The 20846-nt window shown below is 67.6% G+C and carries 22 protein-coding genes; 8 read left to right on the forward strand and 14 right to left on the reverse strand.

Annotation, left to right across the window (positions count from 1 at the left end; translation table 11 throughout):
* Positions 1 to 159: 159 nt before the first annotated feature.
* From IEW15_RS06805 to IEW15_RS06815, 3 genes are read left to right on the forward strand one after another with little or no spacing between them, the layout of a single operon-like run.
* A complete protein-coding gene (locus tag IEW15_RS06805) occupies positions 160 to 1161 on the forward strand; it encodes a Bug family tripartite tricarboxylate transporter substrate binding protein (RefSeq protein WP_188576118.1) in 1002 nt (333 codons plus the stop codon).
* A 4-nt stretch (positions 1162 to 1165) separates the two neighbouring features.
* On the forward strand, positions 1166 to 1633 hold the full coding sequence (locus IEW15_RS06810) for a tripartite tricarboxylate transporter TctB family protein (protein ID WP_188576120.1): 468 nt from the start codon (positions 1166 to 1168) through the stop codon (positions 1631 to 1633).
* 16 nt (positions 1634 to 1649) lie between these two features.
* On the forward strand, positions 1650 to 3200 hold the full coding sequence (locus IEW15_RS06815; protein WP_188576122.1) for a tripartite tricarboxylate transporter permease: 1551 nt from the start codon (positions 1650 to 1652) through the stop codon (positions 3198 to 3200).
* A gap of 237 nt (positions 3201 to 3437) precedes the next feature.
* Here the strand turns inward: IEW15_RS06815 and IEW15_RS06820 are convergent, their stop codons facing one another.
* Positions 3438 to 3962, reverse strand: a complete 525-nt coding sequence (locus IEW15_RS06820) for a DUF1178 family protein (RefSeq protein WP_188576124.1) — start codon at positions 3960 to 3962, stop codon at positions 3438 to 3440.
* Between the two features lie 266 nt (positions 3963 to 4228).
* On the opposite strand from IEW15_RS06820, the gene IEW15_RS06825 reads away from it, so the two are divergent.
* Complete coding sequence (locus IEW15_RS06825; RefSeq protein WP_188576126.1) at positions 4229 to 4864, forward strand: peroxiredoxin; 636 nt, start codon at positions 4229 to 4231, stop codon at positions 4862 to 4864.
* A gap of 203 nt (positions 4865 to 5067) precedes the next feature.
* Positions 5068 to 5955: an alpha/beta hydrolase family protein gene (locus IEW15_RS06830; protein ID WP_188576128.1), complete on the forward strand. Its 888-nt coding sequence runs from the start codon at positions 5068 to 5070 to the stop codon at positions 5953 to 5955.
* Here IEW15_RS06830 and IEW15_RS06835 read toward each other — a convergent pair.
* Positions 5873 to 7132, reverse strand: coding sequence for an MFS transporter (locus IEW15_RS06835; RefSeq protein WP_188576130.1), 1260 nt, complete (start codon positions 7130 to 7132; stop codon positions 5873 to 5875). The genes IEW15_RS06830 and IEW15_RS06835 overlap by 83 nt on opposite strands.
* A 138-nt stretch (positions 7133 to 7270) precedes the next feature.
* Positions 7271 to 8155, reverse strand: coding sequence for a LysR family transcriptional regulator (locus IEW15_RS06840; RefSeq protein WP_188576132.1), 885 nt, complete (start codon positions 8153 to 8155; stop codon positions 7271 to 7273).
* Between the two features lie 142 nt (positions 8156 to 8297).
* Between IEW15_RS06840 and IEW15_RS06845 the strand changes: the two genes are divergently transcribed.
* Together IEW15_RS06845 and IEW15_RS06850 are read left to right on the forward strand one after the other, a co-directional pair.
* Positions 8298 to 8705: a CidA/LrgA family protein gene (locus IEW15_RS06845; protein ID WP_188576134.1), complete on the forward strand. Its 408-nt coding sequence runs from the start codon at positions 8298 to 8300 to the stop codon at positions 8703 to 8705.
* The gene (locus IEW15_RS06850) at positions 8692 to 9393 is read left to right on the forward strand and encodes an LrgB family protein (RefSeq protein WP_188576136.1); all 702 of its coding nucleotides are present in this window, start codon (positions 8692 to 8694) and stop codon (positions 9391 to 9393) included. The genes IEW15_RS06845 and IEW15_RS06850 overlap by 14 nt, the downstream gene beginning before the upstream one ends.
* 47 nt (positions 9394 to 9440) lie before the next feature.
* Here IEW15_RS06850 and IEW15_RS06855 read toward each other — a convergent pair whose 3' ends face one another.
* The 3 genes from IEW15_RS06855 to IEW15_RS06865 all read right to left on the reverse strand — a co-directional run bounded on the left by IEW15_RS06855 (position 9441) and on the right by IEW15_RS06865 (position 11559).
* Positions 9441 to 10328, reverse strand: a complete 888-nt coding sequence (locus IEW15_RS06855; protein WP_229707875.1) for a carbon-nitrogen hydrolase family protein — start codon at positions 10326 to 10328, stop codon at positions 9441 to 9443.
* Positions 10329 to 10334: 6 nt separating this feature from the next.
* Positions 10335 to 10601 carry a glutaredoxin 3 gene (grxC, locus tag IEW15_RS06860; RefSeq protein ID WP_188576138.1) on the reverse strand — a complete coding sequence of 89 codons (267 nt, stop codon included), beginning with the start codon at positions 10599 to 10601 and terminating at the stop codon, positions 10335 to 10337.
* Between the two features lie 127 nt (positions 10602 to 10728).
* Positions 10729 to 11559: a ComF family protein gene (locus tag IEW15_RS06865; protein ID WP_188576141.1), complete on the reverse strand. Its 831-nt coding sequence runs from the start codon at positions 11557 to 11559 to the stop codon at positions 10729 to 10731.
* A 64-nt stretch (positions 11560 to 11623) separates the two neighbouring features.
* Here IEW15_RS06865 and IEW15_RS06870 point away from each other — a divergent pair, with 64 nt between their 5' ends.
* Complete coding sequence (locus tag IEW15_RS06870; protein ID WP_229707876.1) at positions 11624 to 12598, forward strand: methyltransferase domain-containing protein; 975 nt, start codon at positions 11624 to 11626, stop codon at positions 12596 to 12598.
* Between the two features lie 25 nt (positions 12599 to 12623).
* Here the strand turns inward: IEW15_RS06870 and IEW15_RS06875 are convergent, their stop codons facing one another.
* The 8 genes from IEW15_RS06875 to IEW15_RS06910 all read right to left on the reverse strand — a co-directional run bounded on the left by IEW15_RS06875 (position 12624) and on the right by IEW15_RS06910 (position 20816).
* Entirely contained in the window at positions 12624 to 12806 is a 183-nt protein-coding gene (locus IEW15_RS06875; RefSeq protein WP_188576143.1) for a hypothetical protein, read from the reverse strand.
* Between the two features lie 185 nt (positions 12807 to 12991).
* A complete protein-coding gene (locus IEW15_RS06880; RefSeq protein WP_188576144.1) occupies positions 12992 to 13594 on the reverse strand; it encodes a hypothetical protein in 603 nt (200 codons plus the stop codon).
* A 242-nt stretch (positions 13595 to 13836) separates the two neighbouring features.
* Positions 13837 to 14817, reverse strand: coding sequence for a dipeptide ABC transporter ATP-binding protein (locus tag IEW15_RS06885; RefSeq protein ID WP_188576147.1), 981 nt, complete (start codon positions 14815 to 14817; stop codon positions 13837 to 13839).
* Positions 14810 to 15847 carry an oligopeptide/dipeptide ABC transporter ATP-binding protein gene (locus IEW15_RS06890; RefSeq protein WP_188576149.1) on the reverse strand — a complete coding sequence of 346 codons (1038 nt, stop codon included), beginning with the start codon at positions 15845 to 15847 and terminating at the stop codon, positions 14810 to 14812. Before IEW15_RS06890 ends, IEW15_RS06885 begins: the two co-directional genes overlap by 8 nt.
* Positions 15847 to 16782, reverse strand: coding sequence for an ABC transporter permease subunit (locus IEW15_RS06895; RefSeq protein ID WP_188576151.1), 936 nt, complete (start codon positions 16780 to 16782; stop codon positions 15847 to 15849). Before IEW15_RS06895 ends, IEW15_RS06890 begins: the two co-directional genes overlap by 1 nt.
* Positions 16772 to 17782 (reverse strand): ABC transporter permease subunit, encoded by a 1011-nt coding sequence (locus IEW15_RS06900; RefSeq protein WP_188576153.1) that lies wholly within the window; start codon positions 17780 to 17782, stop codon positions 16772 to 16774. The genes IEW15_RS06895 and IEW15_RS06900 overlap by 11 nt, the downstream gene beginning before the upstream one ends.
* A 177-nt stretch (positions 17783 to 17959) precedes the next feature.
* Complete coding sequence (locus IEW15_RS06905; RefSeq protein WP_188576155.1) at positions 17960 to 19555, reverse strand: ABC transporter substrate-binding protein; 1596 nt, start codon at positions 19553 to 19555, stop codon at positions 17960 to 17962.
* Between the two features lie 238 nt (positions 19556 to 19793).
* Positions 19794 to 20816 (reverse strand): glutathione S-transferase family protein, encoded by a 1023-nt coding sequence (locus IEW15_RS06910; RefSeq protein WP_188576157.1) that lies wholly within the window; start codon positions 20814 to 20816, stop codon positions 19794 to 19796.
* Positions 20817 to 20846 lie beyond the last annotated feature (30 nt).

Consider the following 20846-nt stretch of genomic DNA (forward strand, 5'->3'; position numbering starts at 1 on the left):
GCGGCAAAGACATAGTTTCTCAAAAAAATACAGGCTGATATCACCCGCATTCCTGCAATAGACAGGTATGCGGGCGCTGATCAATGCTCTCATCTCTTCGTATTTCATGAAGAGAAACGGATTTCCTTTGCCATCATCCGGATGATCGGAGAACCGACCATGCCCCGCAACGCCCCGCGCCGCCCCATTTCTGCCCTGCTCCCGGCACTTGGCCTCGCTCTTGCCACCGCCGCCACGACCATCACCCTGCCGGCCATGGCGGCACCCGACCGGCCGGAATGTCTGGCCGGCGCCAAGCCCGGCGGCGGTTTCGACCTCACCTGCCGGCTGATCGCCAATGCGATGCTCCAGGCGAAGCTGATCTCCAGGCCGATGATCGTCACCTATATGGAAGGTGGTGTCGGCGCGGTGGCCTATAACCATGTGATCGGCAAGCGCGCCACCGATGCCAATCTGGTCGCCGCCGCCTCGTCGGGCTCGGCATTGCTGCTCGCCCAGGGCAAGTTCGGCCGCTATGACGACACCGCCGTGCGCTGGGTGGGGGCGCTTGGCGCCGATTACGGCGTGCTGGTGGTCGCCGCCGAAAGCCCCTACCAGACCCTGGCCGAGCTGATCGACGCCTATGCGGCGGAGCCGGGCAAGTTTCCGATCGCCGGCGGCGGTGCGGTGGGCTCGCAGGACTGGATGAAGGGCGTCATGCTGGCCAAGGCCGCCGGACATCCGGCGCGCGACATGCGCTATGTGGCACTTGAGGGCGGCGGCGCGGTGCTCACCGCGCTGGAAGGCGGCCATGTCGCGATCGGCGCGGGCGATGCCGCCGAGATGGCGCGCCACCATGCCGCCGGCAAGGTCCGCATCCTGGCGGTGATGGCACCGGAACGCCTGCCCGGCGAACTGGCCGCGGTGCCGACCGCGCGTGAGCAGGGCATCGATATCGAATGGCCGGTCTGGCGCGGTTACTATATCGGCCACGACGTATCCGAAGACGATTATCGCTGGTGGGTCGACCAGTTCGCCGCCCTGTCGAAGACCCCGGAATTCGAGGCGGAGCGGACCGCTCGCGGCCTCTATCCCTATACGCTTCTGGGCGCCGATTTCGAACAGAAGGTCCGTGACGACGTCGCCCGCTTCAAGCAGATCGCCGCGGATGCGGGGATGTGACGCCATGAGCGGTTCAGCCGGTCACGGTCGCGGTCACCTGCCCACTGGCAGGGTCGCTGCTGCCTGCCTCTTTCTCTTCGCCATCGCCTATGGCCTCATCGGCGCCCGGATCGATTATGCCTTCGCGTCGGATCCGCTGGGGCCAAGGGTCTTCCCTGTGGCGCTGGCGATCGCGCTCGCCGTATTCGCGCTGCTATTCGCGCGCCGGCCTGAAGGGGCTGAGGATCTGCCCCGGGGGGCCCTGCTCGGCCGCACCCTCGCCATCCCGGCGCTCGCGGTCTCGGCGGTGCTGCTGATGGAACCGCTCGGCTTCCCGATCGCGATCTTCGTCCTCACCACCGGTGTTGCCCGCGTGTTCGGCGCCGGCTGGCCGAGGGCCGTCCTTGGCGGCGCGCTGCATGCGGCACTCTGGTGGAGCGTGTTCGTCGCGGCGCTGGAGGTCTATCTGCCGACCGGCACGGTCTTCGGCTGACGGGAGAGTTCGTCGCATGTCCTTCGATTATCTCTGGGAAGGGTTCTCGGTCGCGCTCAGCGCCCAGAATCTTCTGATCGGCCTGATCGGCTGCTTCCTCGGCACCATGATCGGCGCCCTGCCGGCGATCGGCCCGATCAACGGCATCGCCCTGCTGCTGCCCATCGCCTATACCATGGGCCTGCCGCCCGAAAGCACCATGATCCTGCTTGCCGCGATCTATTGCGGCGCCGAGTATGGCGGGCGGATCTCGTCGATCCTGCTCAACGTGCCGGGTGATGCCGGCGCGGTGATGACCGCGCTCGACGGCTATCCCATGGCCCGTCAGGGCCGGGCCGGCGAAGCGCTGATGCTGAGCGGCCTCGCCTCGTTCACCGGCGGCATGATCGGCGCCACGGGCCTTGCCCTGTTCGCACCGGTGCTGGCCGGCCTCGCCACCGGCTTCGGGCCTGCCGAATACTTCGTGCTGATGGTCTTCGCCTTCGCCACCCTCGGCTCGATGATGGGTGCGCGGCCGGTGAAGACCCTGATCGGCTGCGTGCTCGGCCTGATGCTGGCAACCGTCGGGCTGGATGCCACCTCCGGCGCCTATCGATTCACCTTCGGCGAGCCCGAACTCGGCGACGGCATCGAATTCGTGGTGCTGGTGATCGGCCTGTTCTCGATCTCGGAAGCCCTGATCCTGCTGGAGAAGCAGGCCGCCGGCACCGAGATCATCCGCGGCCTGGGGCGGATGACAGCCCGGCTCTCAGACATCCGCCGCAGCATCGGCACGGCGCTGCGCTCCAGCGGCATCGGCTTCGTGGTCGGCGTGCTGCCGGGCACCGGCGCCTCGGTCTCCAGCGCCATCGCCTATATGACCGAGAAGCGGATCTCGGATCGCGAGGGCAGCTTCGGCAAGGGCGATCCGCGCGGGCTGGTGGCACCGGAAGCCGCCAACAACGCCACCTCCTGCGGCGCCTTCGTACCGATGCTGACCCTGGGTGTGCCCGGCTCCGGCACGACCGCGGTGATGCTGGGCGCGCTGATGCTCTACAACATCCAGCCCGGCCCGACGCTGATGACCGACCGGCCGGAAATCGTCGGCGGGCTGATCGCCTCGCTGTTCATCGGCAACATCCTGCTGCTGGCGCTGAACCTGCCGCTGGTCCGGATCTTCGCCCGGGTGCTCACCGTGCCGAACTGGGTTCTGGTGCCCGGCATCCTGGTTCTGTCGATCGTGGGCGTCTATTCCACCCACGCCTCCGCCTTCTCGGTGCTGCTGATGCTGGGCATCGGCATGGCCGGCTGGCTGCTGCGCAAGACCGGCTTCGACATGGCGCCGATCATCCTGGGTTTCGTGCTGGGCCGGGTGATGGAGGTGAACCTGCGCAACGCGCTTGCGATCAGCGGCGGCGATATCGGCATCCTGTTCGACAGCACCATCTCGATCGTGCTCTGGATCGCGGCCGCCCTGGTCGCGGTGCTGCCGCTGATACTGGGCCGGCGGTTGAAGCGGGCTACCGCCCCCGATACGGCGGCCCCGGACGCAACCGTCACACGCGCCGCGGATGGACGGGTGGCCTGATGTCGTTCCGCCCCGTCGGCACCGGCCTCAGCGGGCCGGCGCCGGCGGGTCGCGTGACATCAGCGCATCTGATCGTCGCGAACACAGAGCCTGGCCGAGAAGACGATCTATTTGCAATTTCCGGCACGCGCCAACTGCCGGCACCATCGACGTCAGCCGGTCGAGCAGGCGGGACATCTCGCCGCGCCGCCGCAGCAAGGCCGCCATCCAAAAGCTGGTATGCGTTATGAACTGCGATCAGCCGTCGTCACGGGGCAGCCAGGGAACCGCCGCGAAGGGGATGCCGTCCTCGCGCAGGCTCTCGGCCTCTTCCTCGGTGGTCTGGCCATAGATCGGGCGCGCCTCGGTTTCGCCCAGATGCATGCTGCGGGCTTTCTCGGCAAAGCGGTCGCCGACGAAATCGCACGACGCCTCGACCTCGCGCCGGATCTCACGCAGGCGCTTCATCACCTCGCCCTGTACCGCCATCAACCGCGCGGTGGCCGGGTCGGGCGTGGCTGCCGGGGCCGCGGGCACATCGCCACCGGTGGCTATGACATCACGGCCGGCATCAGCGTTGGCATCAGGGTCGGGCCGCGACGGCTCGCGGCCATGGGAGCGGATATTCAGCCGGGGCGCCATCATCGCCTTCACGATCCTGTCGTCCCCGCACACCGGGCAGCCGATCTCGCCGCTCGCGGCCTGGGCCGTGAAGCTGTCGCTGTCCTTGAACCACGCTTCGAAGCGATGGTCGGCGCCGCATTTGAGGTCGAAGACGATCATGATCCCCGCAAACCCGCATCTGGCCCGTCAGCCGACGGTCTGGAAGCTGTTCGTTATGCACTAGTAGATGGCACGCCGCCCCGTCCATCGCAAGCGCCGCCTCCGCCAATAAATAACTTTTTAGATTTGTTATATCGAAAATATTTACAGATAAATATTGAACGGTCCAAGGAATCCCCGCATGATTTTCCAAGCGATATGGAGAATCGGGCCACCGCCCCCCGGACAGGGCCGGTACGGGCCGGTTAGGGGAGGAGGGGTTGACGATGGCTCTGCAACTTGGCGACGTGGTGCCGAACTTCACCGCCGACACCACCCACGGCCGGATCGATCTTCACGACTGGGCCGGCGAGAACTGGGTGGTTCTATTTTCGCACCCGAAGGATTTCACCCCGGTCTGCACCACCGAACTGGGCGAGGTCGCGCGCCTGCACGACGCCTTCGCCGCGCGTGGTGTGAAGGTCATCGCGCTATCGGTCGACGGGGTTGAAGATCACCACCGCTGGCTGGGCGATATCGCCGAAACCCAGGGCCAGACGGTGACCTATCCGCTGATCGCCGACCCGGAGCGGGTGGTCGCGGGCCTGTATGGCATGATCCACCCCAATGCCAGCAACACCCTGACCGTGCGGTCGGTGTTCGTGATCGACCCCGCGCGCAAGCTGCGGCTGACCCTCACCTATCCCGCCAGCACCGGTCGTGATTTCACGGAAATCCTGCGGGTGATCGACAGCCTGCAACTGACCGACGGCTTCGCGGTCGCAACCCCGGTCAACTGGCGCCGGGGCAATGACGTCATCATCGTGCCGGCGGTGACCGATGCCGAGGCCGTGGCCCGCTTTCCCAAGGGCTTCAGGCGCCTGAAGCCCTATCTGCGCATCACGCCCCAGCCAGATATCTGAGGCAGGCCCAGCCTGCCTGATGACCGGATGGCGCGTTGATCGACTGGCCGGCCAGCCGGCCAGTCGCCGTTCCGCGTGAAGACCGCACCGTGCCTTGCCGCCGCCGGCGCCTCTGCCGTCGGCGGTATTTTTTCGCCGGGGCGTTTTATGTTGCCGCCAGTCATGACACGATGACGCCCAAGACAATAATGGAGGGATGCCCCGTGACTATCGCCCGCATCCGCGGTGTGGTGCTGATGATGGCGGCCGCTGTTCTGGCGGGGATGGTGGCCGCGACGGCACCGGCGCGTGCCGCTGCCTGCAATGACCGCGATCTGCAGTATTTCGTGCCGGCCGGCAAGCTCGGGTGCCTGGCGGTCAACCGTTTCGGCCCCACCAATGCCGAAACCCTGCTGGTCTTGTTGCATGGCGACCTGTCCAGCGGCGGGCCGGTCGACTATTTGCAGGATCTGGCGCGCGATCTGGCCGCAAGCCGCCAGGGGCTGGCAACCGCCGTGCTGATGCGCCCCGGCTATGGCGATGGCGACAGCCATATCTCGGACGGCGCCACCAATGAACGGCGCGACCATTACACCCATGATGCCGCCAATGCGATCGCCGAGGCGCTACGCACCCTGCGCAGCCGCACCGGCGCCATGCGACTGGTGGTGCTGGGTCATTCCGGCGGCGCCAATCTGGCCGGTGTCATTCTGGGCCGCACGCCCGGGCTGATCGATCGGGCGATGCTGGTCTCGTGCCCCTGCGACGTCGCCCGCTGGCGCCAGGATCGCGGCCGCGGGCCCTGGCCGAACAGCCTGTCGGCCATCGATCAGGTCAAGACCATCCCGCGCCGCACCGGTGATGCCTTAACCCGGGTGGTGGTGGTCACCGGCCAGAACGACACCAACACCCCGCCCAGCCTGGGCCGCGATTATCGCCAGGCTCTGGAAGCCGCCGGCATCGCCGGCAGCTTTGTCGAGATCCCCGGCGCCGGCCACGGCTTCAACGCCATCGCCCGCTCACCAGTGTTCAAGGCTGCGCTGGCCGGCCTGCTGGATGGGGCACCACCGGCCGCAGGCAGCGCCGGTCCAGCCAGTGGGACAGCAGGCTGAAACCCAGCCCGATGGCCGCAAGCGCCACCCCGATCCAGGGGATGCGGTCATAGGACAGGCCATGGCCGATCGCAAGGCCACCGATCCAGGCGCCGGCCGCATTGCCCAGATTGAAGGCCCCCTGGTTGAGCGTGGAGGCCAGATTGGGCGCGCCCCGGGCCTCGGTCACCACCCGCATCTGAAGCGGTGAGACCAGCGCGAACGCCACCATCCCCCACAGGAACACCGACAGCACCGCCGGCCAGACCGCATGGAGCGTCTGGGTGAAAGCCGCCAGCACCAGCATCACCGCCACGAACAGGCCGATCACCGCCGGCATCAGCCGCCAGTCGCCCAGCCGGCCGCCGATCAGATTGCCGATGGTCAGCCCCACGCCCAGCAGCAGCAGCACCAGCGTCACCCGCCCCGGCGCAATGCCGGTCACGTCCTGAAGCATGGGCACGATATAGGTGAACACACTGAACAGGCTGGCCGATGACAGCACGCTGATCAGCATGGCCAGCAGCACCTGCCTGCGGCCCAGACTGCGCACCTCGCCCAGCAGCCCGGCCGTGCCGGCATGCAGGCTGCGCGGCAGCCAGGCCCAGAGCGCGCCCGCCGCCACGACGCCGATCATCACCACTGCCCAGAAGGTCGACCGCCAGCCCAGTTCCTGGCCGAGCGCGGTTCCGAACGGCACCCCCAGCACATTGGCCAGCGTCAGGCCGGAAAACATGATCGCGATCGCCTGACCGCGCTTTTCCGGCGCCACCACCTGGGCCGCGACCACGGCCCCCAGGCCGAAAAAGGCGCCGTGGCAGAAGGCGGTCACCACCCGGGCCGCCATCAGCATCCGGTAATCGGGTGCGACCGCGCACAGCAGATTGCCCAGAATGAAGATCGCCATCAGCAGCAGCAGGGCCGTGCGCCGGTTCATGCCCGCGGTCAGCACCGCCAGCACCGGCGCCCCGAAAGTCACCCCCAGCGCATAGCCGGTGACCAGCAGGCCGGCCGCCGGAATGTCGACGCCCAGATCCCGTGCCACATCGGGCAGCAGGCCCATGATGACGAATTCGGTGGTGCCGATGCCGAACGAGGCCAGCGCGATCGCCACCAGCGGCAGCGGCAGGCGAGCCAGTCGTGACCGGGGTGATGACAGGGAAGACGATGACGGGGAAGGCGATGGCGGGGAAGACATGGGGCCGGATCTCCGGAACACGGATCACGGTCATGCGCCGCGGATGGCGCACGGCCCGGCCCTTGATATTGCACCGCAACAGCGCCCGGCCGACATGACTTGACCGCATATGGCCCATGTCCCGTCGGCATGTGTCGGTCAGCCGTGGCCGTGCACCTCGCGGGTCAAGGCCAGCCAGGCCCGCGCGGCATGGGACAGATAACCGCCCCGCCGCCAGATCAGCGCCATGTGCCAATGCATCTCGGCATCGTCCAGCGCCACCAGCCGCACCGCCGGATGCCGGCGCTGTTCGGCGATCATCCGCGGCAGGAAGGCGATGCCCAGCCCGGCGGCGGCCAGTTCCACGATGAAATCGATCTGGCCGCTGCGCGCGGCCACCGTTGGCCTGAACCCGTGCCGGCGGCAGGCATCGTTGATGATCTTGTTCAGCGCGAAGCCGCTTTCGAACATCACCAGCGGTTCATGCTCCAGCATCGGCATATCGATCCGCGCCGCCCCGGCCAGCGGATGGTTCAGGCTGAGCAGAGCGACCAGCGGCTCGGCCCGCACCGCCTGGACATCGAAATCCTCCGCCACCGGCAGCAGCGATGCCGCCATGTCGATCTCGCCCGCCAGCAGCACCTCTTCCAGCCGTTTGCTGCCATGTTCCACCAGACCGATCTCGATCCCCGGATAGCGGCTGCGGAACATGGCGAACAGCGGCGCGAACAGGGTGGCCGATCCCAGCGGCGGCAGGCCCAGGGTCAGCGTGCCGCGCTTCAGCCCGCGCAGCTCGTCCATCTCGGCGATCATGTCGTCGCGTTCGGCCAGCATCGCCAGCGCCCGCCGATAGACGATGCGCCCGGCCTCGGTCAGCTCGCTGCGATGCCCCACACGGTCGAGCAGCGGTGTGCCCAACTGGTCTTCTAGTTGTTTCACCGCCTTGCTGATTGTGGGCTGGGTGGTGTTCACCACCTTGGCCGCCTGCGAGAAGCCGCCCTGGCGGACCACTTCGACGAAGGCCCTCAACGTGCGCAGTTCCATCAACCCTGTCCCGGTTTCATCGATCCCGTTCCAATCCGTCGTCAATGTATTCCAGGATCGCATTTCCAGAATGCAATCAATTCATTTTCGACATGCCGCGATGCAGCATACACTGATTTCAGAACCTTAGAGGATCAGACCCATGCGCCGCCAGAGGCTTGCCGCCGCCATCCGTCACACACTCCACCGCAACCGCCTGGTGCAGATCGCACTGCTGGCCGGTTTCTGGGCCTGTGGCGAAGCGCTGGTCCGCCAACTGCACCTGCCGGTGCCGGGCGGGATCATCGGCATGGCCGTGGTTCTGGTGCTGCTGGCCACCCATCGCATCCGGCCCGACACGCTGGGCCGGGGCGCGAAATGGCTGCTGGCCGAAATGCTGCTGTTCTTCGTGCCCGCCGTGATGGCCCTGCTCGACCACCACGAATTCATCGGCACGCTGGGCCTGAAGCTGCTGGCGGTGATCCTGACCGGCACGCTGATGGTGATGGCTTCCACCGCACTGACCGTGGAACTGTTCTTCCGGTTGAGGACGCGTCATGACCCTGCCTGACGATCCCGCGACACTGCTGTTCTGGCCCGCCGCCACCATCGGCTTCTATATCGGCGCCCGGGCGCTGAACCGGCTGCACCCGGCATGGTACACCTCGCCGCTGCTGGTGACGCCGGCGCTGTTGATCGGCCTCGCCACCCTGCTCCGCGCCGGCTATGGCGATTACAGCCGCGGCAGCCACTGGCTGACCCTGATGATCGGCCCGGCCACCGTTGCCTTCGCCCTGCCGATCTATGAACGCCGCGCCGTGATCCGCCGGCACTGGCCGGTTCTGGCGCTGGGTGTCGCCATTGGCAGCAGCATCGCCATGGCCAGCGCCTGGGTGATGGCCGATCTTCTGGGCCTGTCCGACCAGTTGGCACGCAGCCTGATGCCGCGCTCGGTGACCATGCCCTTCGCCATGGCGGTGTCGGACGATATCGGCGGCCTGCCCGACCTGACCGCGGTATTCGTGATCCTGACCGGTGTCTGCGGCGCCGCGATCGGCGAGGTGATGCTCAACTGGCTGCCGCTGCGCTCGGCGCTGGCCCGTGGCGCGCTGTTCGGCATGGGCGCCCACGGCGCCGGCGTCGCCAAGGCCCATCAGCTCGGCACCGAGGAAGGCTCCATCGCCGGGCTGGTGATGGTTCTGGCCGGATTGTTCAACGTGCTGATGGCACCGGTGCTGGCGGCGGTGATGAGCGCCTGACCGCAGGCCGGAGATCACGGTCACAGGCATTCACGGCGCCGGGGCGATCACGGTGCCAGAAAATCCCGCCGGTTCGACAAAGACGGCACCTTGGCGCGGGCATCGGTCACCGCCGCCGGGTCGATATCGGCGAAGATCACCGTCTCGCCGGTCTCTTCCGCCGCCTCCGCCACCACCCGCCCCCAGGGGTCGACGATCAGGCTGTGGCCATAGGTGCGCCGGCCGGGGTAATGCTCGCCGGTCTGCGCCGGGGCCATCACCCAGGCGCCGCATTCGATGGCGCGGGCGCGGATCAGCGCATGCCAGTGGGCGCGGCCGGTGGGCACGGTGAATGCCGAAGGAATGGCGATGATCGTGGCCCCGGCCGTGGCCAGTGCCTGATACAGCGCCGGAAACCGCAGGTCATAGCAGATCGACAACCCCATCCGTCCGGCAGGGGTATCGATCACCACCGCGCGGTCGCCGGGGCGATAACGGTCGCTTTCGCGATAGCTCTGGCCATCGGCCAGATCGCCCACATCGAACAGATGGATCTTGTCGTATCGGGCGGCGATCCGCCCCTGGCCGTCGAAGACCAGCGTGCGGTTGGCCAGCCGGTCATCCTCCGCATCACCGGTTGCCACCGCCAGTGATCCGCAATGCAGCCAGATGCCGTGGCGGCGGGCGATCGCGGCGAAGCGGCCGACGGCGGGGTGGTCGTCTTCGACCACCGCCGCCGCGCGCTGTTCGGGCCCGGGGGCCAGCATCGCCGACATTTCCGGCAGCATGGCCAGCGCGGCGCCGCCTGCCGCCGCCTGGCCGACCGCATCATCGATCCGGTCCAGCCCGCCCGCCATATCCGGCGTGGCGGTGGTCTGGATACAGGCGACACGCACCACGCCCGCCGGCATGGGGTTGTCGGCGGCGGCTGAGTGTGTGGCAGTGTTCCGGGTCATCAGCGGTCAGGCCGGGCTGCCGGCAAGCAGCGGGTCCAGCTTGCCCGCCCGCTCCAGCGCATGCAGATCGTCGGAGCCGCCGATATGCTGGCCGTCGATAAAGATCTGCGGCACCGAGGTCCGGCCGCCGGCCTTCTCGACCATCTGGGCGCGCAGGGCCCGGTCGCCATAGACATCGATATCGGTGTAGCTGACGCCCTTGCGGTCAAGCAGCGACTTGGCGCGCGCGCAATAGGGGCAGATCGGCGTGGAATAGATAATAACGTCGGCCACGATACCCTCGACTTCCTTCCGTGAACGGGACGGCCTGCATCGGCCGCAAGACGTGCTGGCAATGATATAGGGGCGATCGCCCGCGCTCAAAGCCCCGGCGTGATGCGGCCATGCCCTTCGACGCGGTTCATACCGCAAGGGCGGTCGGATCGGCCATATGGCGGATGCCGTCGCCCGGTGCCGGCACCCGGGCCGCGGCCACCACCACCACCGAGGCGGCGCCCGCCCGCAGCAATGCCCGCGCGCAGGCATCGGCGGTGGCACCCGTGGTCATCACATCATCGACCAGCAGCACCCGCGCGCCCGACAGCCGGGCGCGGATATCCGCCGATGCCGGCACCGCCATCGCACCGCTAACATTGCGCGCCCGCGCGGCCCTGCCCTTGTTGCCCTGGATCGGGGTGGCGCGGCGCCGGCGCAGCATGCCCGGCTGATGGCGGCAGCCCAGCCGCGCCGCCAGGTCGCGCGCGATCAGCGCCGCCTGATTGTCGCGGCGCCGCAACCGCCGGCGCCAGTGCAGGGGCACCGGCACCACCATATCCACGGGCCCCAACCCCGACGCCACCGGCGCCATCAGCCCGGCCAGCAGCGGCGCCAGATGCCCGGCATCGCCATGCTTCAACGCCAGCACCAGCCGTTTCGACGCGCCATCATAGATCAGCGGCGCACGGGCGGTGCTGAAGGCCGGTGGATGGGCCGCACAGCCGCCACAGATCGCAGGGCCGCCCGGATCGACCGGCAGCGGCACGCCGCAGCAATCGCAAACCGGGCCGGTCACGAAACCCAGCCCCGACCAGCACGTGGCACACAGCCCCGGTTGATCGACCGGCGCCCGGCACAGCCCGCAAAGCGGCGGCAGGGCCGCATCCAGCACCGCCCGCGCCAGCCGTGCCAGCAGGCCGCGTGCCACCGCCAGCCGGCGCGGCGTGACCGGTGCCCGATCATCGATCAGCGTCATGCCATAACCTCTGATGAAAATATTCGCCGGTCACGTGCGTCATACGATCATGCGTCATCCCGTCATGCCAAGGCAAGCCCATGGCGCCCGGCATCTGGACGCGCGGCGCCATGTGCCATATACCGGTGCCATGAGCGATATCATCCAGGTGTTCGACCGTGCGCTTCTGCGCCGCCGGCGCGACCGCGCCGCCCGCGCCGGCGGCGATCACGGCTTCATGGTCCGGGAAGTGGCGGAGCGGCTGGCCGACAGGCTGGACGACGTGCTGCGCAGCTTTCCCCGCGCCCTGCTGATCGGATCGCGCGATGGCGCCACCCGACCGCTGTTTCAGGGCCGGCGCGGGATCGAGACCCTGGTCGGGGTGGAATTGTCTGAAGCCATGGCCGCGCGCGATCCGGGCCCGGTGGTGGTGGCCGACGAGGAACGGCTGCCGGTCGCCGACAATTCGGTCGATCTGGCGATCGGCCAGTTCTCGCTGCACTGGACCAACGATCTGCCCGGCGCGCTGATCCAGATCGAGCGTGCGCTGGTGCCCGACGGGCTGTTTCTGGGCGCGATCGCCGGCGGCAACAGCCTGACCGAACTGCGTCAGGCGCTGACCCAGGCCGAAATCGAGATCGACGGCGGGCTGTCGCCGCGGGTGTCGCCCTTCGCCCAGTTGATCGATGCGGCCGGGCTGATGCAGCGGGCAGGGTTCCAGTTGCCGGTGATCGATGTCGACACCATCACGCTGGCCTATCCGCATCCGCTGAAGCTGATGGCGGAACTGCGCATGATCGGCGCCACCAATGCACTGGCCGATCGTCGCCGCAGCCCGTTGAAGCGGGCGGTGCTGATGCGCGCCGCCGAGATTTATCAGCAGCGCTTCAGCCGCCCCGATGGCCGCGTCACCGCCACACTCGACATCATCCACATGGCGGGCTGGAAGACCGCCACCGGCCAGCCCCAGCCGCGCAAGCGCGGCAGCGCCGACACCGCGATGAGCGACATGCTGGCCCGCATCGCCGCCCAGACGCCACCGGGCGACGATCCGCGCTGACCCCCTGCCGACGTCAAACCGGCCCTTACGGCTGAACATCCACCGGAGCAAGCTGTGCCGCAAAGAGATGCCATCGCTCGGCCTCAGCGGACGCACCGACACCCGGCACGACGCGGTGCAGCGTATAATGGCCACGGAAATGCTGGCGGCGGCCATCCGTCAGAACCGCATGGACGTCGACCGGCACATCGACCCATCGCTGGCTCATGCCGGCATCGCCGTTGACCGGCGTGCCTCGGCGGGCCGTCGGTCGACGCTCGCGCCGGCATCCGCGCTCTGTCTCCCGATCATCTCGACAGGACGCGGATCCTGACCGCGCAACTTTCTGTTTTCGCAAAAATGGCTGCCATAGCGACGGGCAAGGCAGAGCCGGCCCTTCACCCCACCCGGTCGTCACCCCACCCGGCTGATCGCCAGATCGCGGCCAAGCTGGTCGGCGCGGACCGCCTGGACCGAGCGATAAGCGGCAACCACCGCCGAGGCTTCCGGCCGGTTGGCCAGGAAATCGGTGAACAGGCCGAACAGGCCGGTGGTGGCGGCGCTGGTGCTGGTGTTGGCGGCGGCGGTCGATGCGGCGGCGCCGGCGGCACGGGTGGCACCGGCATCCGGCCCCCGCGGGTCGGCCGCGGCGGCGGTTGCCGCATAACGGTCGGCCGCCTGGGCCTGGGTGGTGGGCGCGCGGGTGTTGATGTTGGCCGCCGCGAAATCAGGGTTGCCGGCCAGATCGATCAAGGCTGCCAGGGTGCCGGCGCTGAGCGGCCGCGCGAAGCCGCGCTGGCCGTTCTGCCGGCGCTCCTGATCGCGCAGCTGATCGTCGAAGCTGCCCTGGTCGAAGCTGCCGCCGGCATCGCTGCCATAGGCGGCAACCGGGTCGATCGCCCGGATACTCTCAGCCCAGCCCTCTCTGTCGCCGCCCTGCGGCCGCACGGCACCCCCGGCCCAGCCCTGCAACGGGCGGGCCGCATCGGTGCGGCGGATGGGATCGAGGACGGCCATGACGGCGCAGGCTCCGGTTCCGGGTGGCTGAACGACAGGTTAAGGTCGTGTAAAATGCCTTGGATCATCGGACTTTAGCCCACAGCGCGGCCCCGCGCCAGCGGCTGTTTCAGGGCCGGTCGATGACCGTTGAGCGGCGTATGACCCGTCACCATCACCTGAAACGCCCCGGCTGTGACCGGATCGCGGCACAGTCGGGGCGTTCAAGGGGCAAGAGCGTGCGGAAACCGCTGCGCTTCGGGTCAATCGAGCGCCAGCACCTCTTCGGCACGGTGGCAGGCGACCATGCGGCCGGCGACGGGCCGAAGCTCCGGGCGCTCCACGGCACAGCGATCGATCATCATCGGGCAGCGGCGGTGGAAGGTACAGCCCGGCGGCGGCGCCAGCGGCGACGGCAATTCTCCGCCGATCGGCACCTTCGCCGCGCGTTCATCGGGGTCGATGCGCGGGGTGGAGGCCAGCAGCGCCCGGGTGTAGGGATGCGCCGCCTTCTGGAACAGCAGATCGCGCGGCGCCTGTTCCACCGCCCGGCCCAGATACATCACCATCACCTCGTCGGCGATGTGGCGCACCACCGACAGGTCGTGGCTGATGAACACATAGGCGACACCGAATTCGCGCTGCAGATCGATCAGCAGGTTCAGCACCTGGGCCTGGATCGAGACATCCAGCGCCGAGACCGGTTCATCCGCCACCACCACCGCCGGGTCGAGCATCAGCGCCCGGGCGATCGCCACCCGCTGGCGCTGCCCGCCCGAGAACATATGCGGATAGCGCCCGGCCTGTTCCGGACGCAGGCCCACCTTGGCCATCATCTCGGCCACCCGCGCCGCGCGCGCCGCGCGGTCCAGGTCGGTGTTGATCGCCAGCGGCTCATCGAGCGTCTGAGCCACGGTCTTGCGCGGGTTCAGCGAGGCATAAGGGTTCTGGAACACCATCTGCACCCGCCGGCGCATGGCACGCACCGTGGCCGTCTTCGCGCTGGCAACATCGGTGCCGCCGATCGAGAGCCGGCCGGTGGTCGGCTTCTCGATCATCACCAGCTGGCGGGCGAGCGTCGACTTGCCGCAACCGCTTTCGCCCACCACCGCCAGCGTCCGGCCGGGCTCGACCTGGAAGCTGACGCCATCCAGCGCCTTCAGGACCGCATGCCCCTTCAGGAAGCCCAGAGGCACGTCGTAATGGCGCGCCAGATCATCCGCGATCAGGATCGGATCAGCCATGGATCACCTCGGCGGTATCGGCGACGCGTGTCGGGCGGCCGGCATCGTCGAGCGGCGTATGGCAGCGGACCATCGCCGTTGACATACCGCTCCCCACCTCGCCCTGTGGCCAGGGCCGCAGGGCCGGCTGCGCCGCCACGCAATGTGCGGTCGCATGCGGGCAGCGCGGGTTCAGCAGACAGCCGGTGGGCCGGTCATACTGGCCGGGCACGACGCCGGGAATGGCGTTCAGCCGCCGTTTGCCCGCCGCCCGTTCCGGCAGCGCCTCCAGCAGGGCGGCGGTATAGGGATGGCGGGGATGGCGGAAGATCTGCGGCACATCCCCCACCTCCACCACCTGGCCCGCATACATCACCGCCACCCGTTTCGCGGTTTCGGCGACCACCGCCAGATCATGGGTGATCAGGATCAGCGCCATGCCCCGATCGCGCTGCAGGCTGAGCAGCAGATCCAGAATCTGGGCCTGGATGGTGACGTCCAGCGCCGTGGTGGGTTCATCGGCGATCAGCAGCCGCGGATTGCAGGCGATCGCCATGGCGATCACCACCCGCTGGTTCATGCCCCCCGACAACTGATGCGGATAGGCATCGATCCGCGATTTCGCGTCGGGGATGCCGACCTGCGCCAGGAGATCGATCGCGCGGTCGCGCAATTGCCGGCGGTTGCCGCCCTCATGCACCTTCAGCGCCTCGATGATCTGGAAGCCGACGGTGAAGCAGGGGTTCAGGCTGGTCAGGGGATCCTGGAACACCATCGCCACATCGCGGCCGGTCAGGCGGCGGCGGGCGCGGGGCGACAGGGTCAGCAGATCGGTGCCGTCGAAGCGGGCGGTGCGGGCGGTGACGGTGGCGGTCGCGGGCAGCAGGCCCATGATCGCCAGCGAGCTGACGCTCTTGCCAGACCCGCTTTCGCCGACGATCCCCAGCACCTCACCCGCATCGACGCTGAGCGAGATGTCGTCGACGGCGCGGAAGGCCCGTCTGCCCGCGCCGAAGGTGACGGTCAGCCCGTCGATTTCGAGCAGAGACATCAGCGTTTCATCCTGGGATCGAGGGCATCGCGCAATCCGTCGCCGAGCAGGTTGAAGGCCAGCACGGTAATCAGGATCGCCAGCCCCGGCAGGGTCACCACCCACCAGGCGCGCTGGATGTATTGCAGCACGCCGGCCAGCATCGTGCCCCATTCAGGGGTCGGCGGCTGGGCGCCCAGGCCCAGGAAGCCCAGCGCCGCCGCATCCAGGATCGCGGTGGAAAACCCCAGCGTCGCCTGCACGATCAAGGGCGCCATGCAATTGGGCAGGATCGCCTGGAACATCAGCCGCAACGGCCGGGCGCCGGCGAGGCGCGAGGCGGTGACATATTCCTTGTTGACCTCGCCCATCGCGGCCGCCCGGGTCAGACGCACATAATGCGGCAGCACCACGATCGCGATCGCGAACATGGCGTTGGCAAGACCGGGCCCCAGGATCGCCACGATCGCGATCGCCAGCAGCAGGCTGGGCAGGGCCAGCATGACATCCATCAGCCGCATGATCAGCGTGTCGACCACACCGCCGAAGAAACCGGCCACCAGCCCCAGCAGGATGCCGGCCGCCAGCGACAGGGTGACGACGATGATGCCGATCAGTAGGCTGAGCCGGGCGCCGTGGATCAGGCGCGAGAGCATGTCGCGCCCAACATCATCGGTGCCCAGCGGATAGACCCAGTTGCCGCCCTCGACGAAGGCCGGCGGCAGCAGCAGGGCATCGCGGAACTGGGCATTCGGGCTGTGTGGCGCCACCAGATCGGCGAACACCGCCAGAAACGCGATCACCAGGATGATCGCCAGCCCGGAGACGGCGCCGGGATTGCGCTTGAAATCGGCCCAGAAGGCCAGAATGGCCCGGGGCGGCACCGGGGCGCCGGTGCCGGCCGGGGCCGCCGCCGGCAGACCGGCCGGCGGCGGCAGGTTGCTGTCAGCGTGCATGTCGGATCCGCGGATTGATGATGCCATAGAGAAGATCGACGATCAGGTTGACCACGATCACGACGCAGGACACCAGCAGGATGCCGCCCTGTACCGAGGGATAATCCCGCCGGCCGATCGACTCGATCAGCCATTTGCCGATCCCCGGCCAGGCGAAGATGGTCTCGGTCAGGATGGCCCCGGCCAGCAGCAGGCCCACCTGCAATCCGATCACGGTGATCACCGGGATCAACGCATTGCGCAGGGCATGCACCAGCACCACGCGCACCGGGTTCAGCCCCTTGGCGCGGGCGGTGCGGACGTAGTCCTCGCCCAGAACCTCCAGCATCGACGACCGGGTCATCCGCGCGATCACCGCCAGCGGGATGGTGCCCAGCACGATCGCCGGCAGCACCAGATGATGCAGCGCCGACCAGAAGGCTTCAGGTTCGTCCGACAGCAGCGTGTCGATCAGCATGAACCCGGTCACAGGCTCGATGTAATAGAGCACGCTGATCCGGCCCGAGACCGGCGTCCAGCCCAGCGTCACCGAAAACAGCAGGATCAGCAGCAGGCCCCACCAGAAGATCGGCATCGAATAGCCGGTCAGGGCACCGGCCATCACGGTGTGATCAAGTGCGGTTCCACGGCGCACGGCGGCGATGATCCCGGCGGGCAGGCCGATGATCAGGGCGAACAGCATGGCGGTGACGCTGAGTTCCAGCGTGGCCGGAAACAGGGTCATGAACTCGTCGAGCACCGGCGTGCGGGTGACCAGCGAGCGGCCGAAATCCCCCTGGAGCAGGGACCACAGATACATCACGTATTGCTCGATCATCGGACGATCGAGGCCGAGCTGCGCCATCATCTGGGCGTGGCGTTCGGGCGACATGCCGCGTTCACCGGCAAGCATGGCCACCGGGTCACCGGGGATCAGCCGGATCAGGATGAAGGCGAACAGGGTGACGCCGAGGAAGGTCGGAATGACCAGGCCCAGGCGCCGGAACACAAAAGCGAACATTCAGGAACGACCGCGCAAGCGGCACGGGCCGGCATCGTCCGCGGGAGCCAGGGCAAATCCGTCGGGGGCAGATGTCAGATCGGGATGGGCGCCTCAAGCGGCGGGCGGATGGCGACGCGCGGCCCGAAGACCGCCCGTCACCACCCGCCGCACCCGCGGTCTCAGCGGGCCTGCGCCTCAGTCCTTGAGGCTCGGGCCATAGAAGTAATGGCCGCCGAGCGGATCGATCCGCCAATCCTGCACCTCTGGCCGGATCGGCTGATACACCACCGAATGGGCGATGGTCATCCAGGGCGCCTGTTCCTTGAACACGACCTGCGCCTCTTCATACAGCTTGGTCCGCTCGCCCTGATCGGCGACGGTCTTGGCCTTCATGATCAGGTCGTCGAACGGCTTGTAGCACCAGCCGGCATAGTTGGAACCGCCATTGGCCGCGTCGCAGCCAAGCAGCACCGCCAGGAAGTTGTCGGGGTCGCCATTGTCGCCGGTCCAGCCCAGCAGCAGGGTCTGGTGTTCGCCGGCCTGGGCGCGCTTCAGATACTCGCCCCACTCATAGGAGACGATATTGGCCTTCACGCCGATCGCGGCCCAGTCGGACTGGATCATCTCGGCCATGCGCCGCGCGCCGGGGTTATAGGGCCGCTGCACCGGCATCGCCCAGATGTCGGTCTCGAACCCGCCCTCAAGGCCGGCTTCCTTCAGCAGCGCCTTGGCCTGCTCCGGGTCGTAAGGGTAATCCTCGACCTTGTCGTTATACGACCAGATGGTCGGCGGGATCGGGTTCTTGGCAACCTTGCCGGCACCCTGATAGATCGCCTCGATGATCGCCGCCTTGTTGGTGGCCAGGTTCAGCGCCTGGCGGACCTTGACGTCATCGAACGGCTTCTTGCGCACGTTGAACGCCAGATAGCCGATGTTCAGCCCTTCCTGCGACATCAGGTTGACGTCGGGGTCGCTGCCCATCTGCGCCAGATCGGCCGGGTTGGGGAACGGCATCACATGACATTCGCCGGCCTTGATCTTGGCATAGCGCACCGAGGCGTCGGGCGTGATCGAGAACACCAGCGTGTCGATATCACCCTTGCCGCGCCAGTAATCGGGATGCGCCTTATAGCGGATCACCGCGTCCTTCTGGTAATTGACCAGCTGGAACGGGCCGGTGCCCACCGGCTCAAGATCGACTTTCTCGGGCGTGCCGGCCGTCTGCATCTTGTCGGCATATTCGGCCGACAGGATCGAGGCGAAATCCATCGCCATATTGGCGATGAACGGTGCTTCCGGGCGGTTCAGAACGAATCGGACGGTCTGGTCGTCGACCTTTTCGACCGCTTTGAGCAGCGACGGCATGCTCATGCCCTGGAAGTATTCATACGTGCCCCCCGAAACCTTGTGGTACGGGTGATCGGGGTTCAACTGACGCTCGAAGCTGTAGACCACGTCATCGGCGTTGAAGTCGCGGCTGGGGGTGAACCCCTTGACCGACTGGAACTTCACACCCTTGCGCAGGTGGAAGGTGTAGGTCAGGCCGTCATCCGACACGTCATAGCGCTCGGCCAGGCCCGGCTTCACCGTCGTCGTGCCGCGCTCGAATTCCACCAGCCGGTTGTAGACGTTGCGCGAACTGGCATCGAAGGTCGTGCCTGAGGTGAAGAGCTGCGGGTTGAACCCCTCGGGGCTCCCCTCCGAGCAGTACACCATCGTCTTCGCCTCGGCGGCACCAACCGCACCGAGCAGGGCCACGGCAGCCGCCGCACCCATCAGAGCCTTGTACATGAAGTCTCCCTCCGGAAATCGCTCCGCCGGACCTGACCTCGGCAGCATCTCCCCCAAGATGCCGGTGACCCTCGGTCCCTCTCCTGCCCGCGGATTTCCATCGAGCCTATGCCAGCAACGATACAACCGTCAACGCCAGTGGAACACACGCCCGCGCTTCATGTGGTATACCATCAGGACGCCTGTGGTTGGGACGCACGCGTGACGAGCGAGAGCGCCGACGATCATATCTCTGGCCTCACAACCCCGGCAGCGTCGGCGCCGGAAAGTCCGGGTTCACCACCAGCGGGTCGCCAGGGCCGACCGGCACCACCCGGGTCGGGTTGATGGTGGTGTGGCTCCAGTAATAATGCCAGCGGATATGGGCGTCATCGATGGTCGCGGCCACGGCCGGGACGGCCGCGATGCGGGCGGTCAGCGCGCGCAGCATCCGGTAGTCGGCAATCCGCCGGCGGTTGCATTTGAAATGGCCGTGATAGACCGGATCGAAGCGGATCAGGGTGGTGAACAGCCTGAGATCGGCTTCCGTCATCCGCCCGCCGACCAGCCAGCCGGCGCCGGCCGCCAGGCGTGCCTCCATCTGGTCGAGGGCCGCGAACAACGGCTCGACCGCATCCTCATAGGCCGCCTGGGTGGTGGCGAAGCCGGCCTTGTAGACGCCGTTGTTGATCGCGTCATAGACCAGCGCGTTGACCGCGTCGATCTCGTCCCGCAGGTCATCGGGGCACAGCACCAGATCCGGATTGCCATGGGCCGGCGCCAGATGGTCGAAGGCACGGTCCAGCATCCGCACCAGTTCGGCGCTTTCATTGTTCACGATCGTGGCGCGCTCGCGGTCCCACAGCACCGGCACCGTCACCCGGCCGGTATAGCCGGGATTGGCCGAGGCATAAACCTGATGCAGCGCCGTGTGTCCTGCCAGATCGTCGCCGGTCGCCCCGGCGAAGGCCGGCGCATCCGGCCCCGCTTCCACCGGCGCGCCGAAGGTCCAGCCGGCGCCGCCCATGCGCGGGTCGACCACGCTGACCGAAATCGCATCCTCCAGCCGCTTCAGCTTACGCCAGATCAGCGTGCGATGCGCCCAGGGGCAGGCCAGCGACACATACAGATGATAGCGGCCGGGCACCGCCGGCAGGCCGTCGTCATCCGGGGTCAACGCCAGCCGGTCGCGGAAGCGGCTGGCCTCGCGTTCGAAACGACCGCCGGATTTCGCGGTGTCGTACCAGCGATCGTGCCAGACGCCGTCGATCATCACGCCCATAATGGTCGCCTCTCTGGTTGATGTCCTGGA

Source organism: Tistrella bauzanensis (assembly GCF_014636235.1).
Classification (GTDB): Bacteria; Pseudomonadota; Alphaproteobacteria; order Tistrellales; family Tistrellaceae; genus Tistrella; species Tistrella bauzanensis.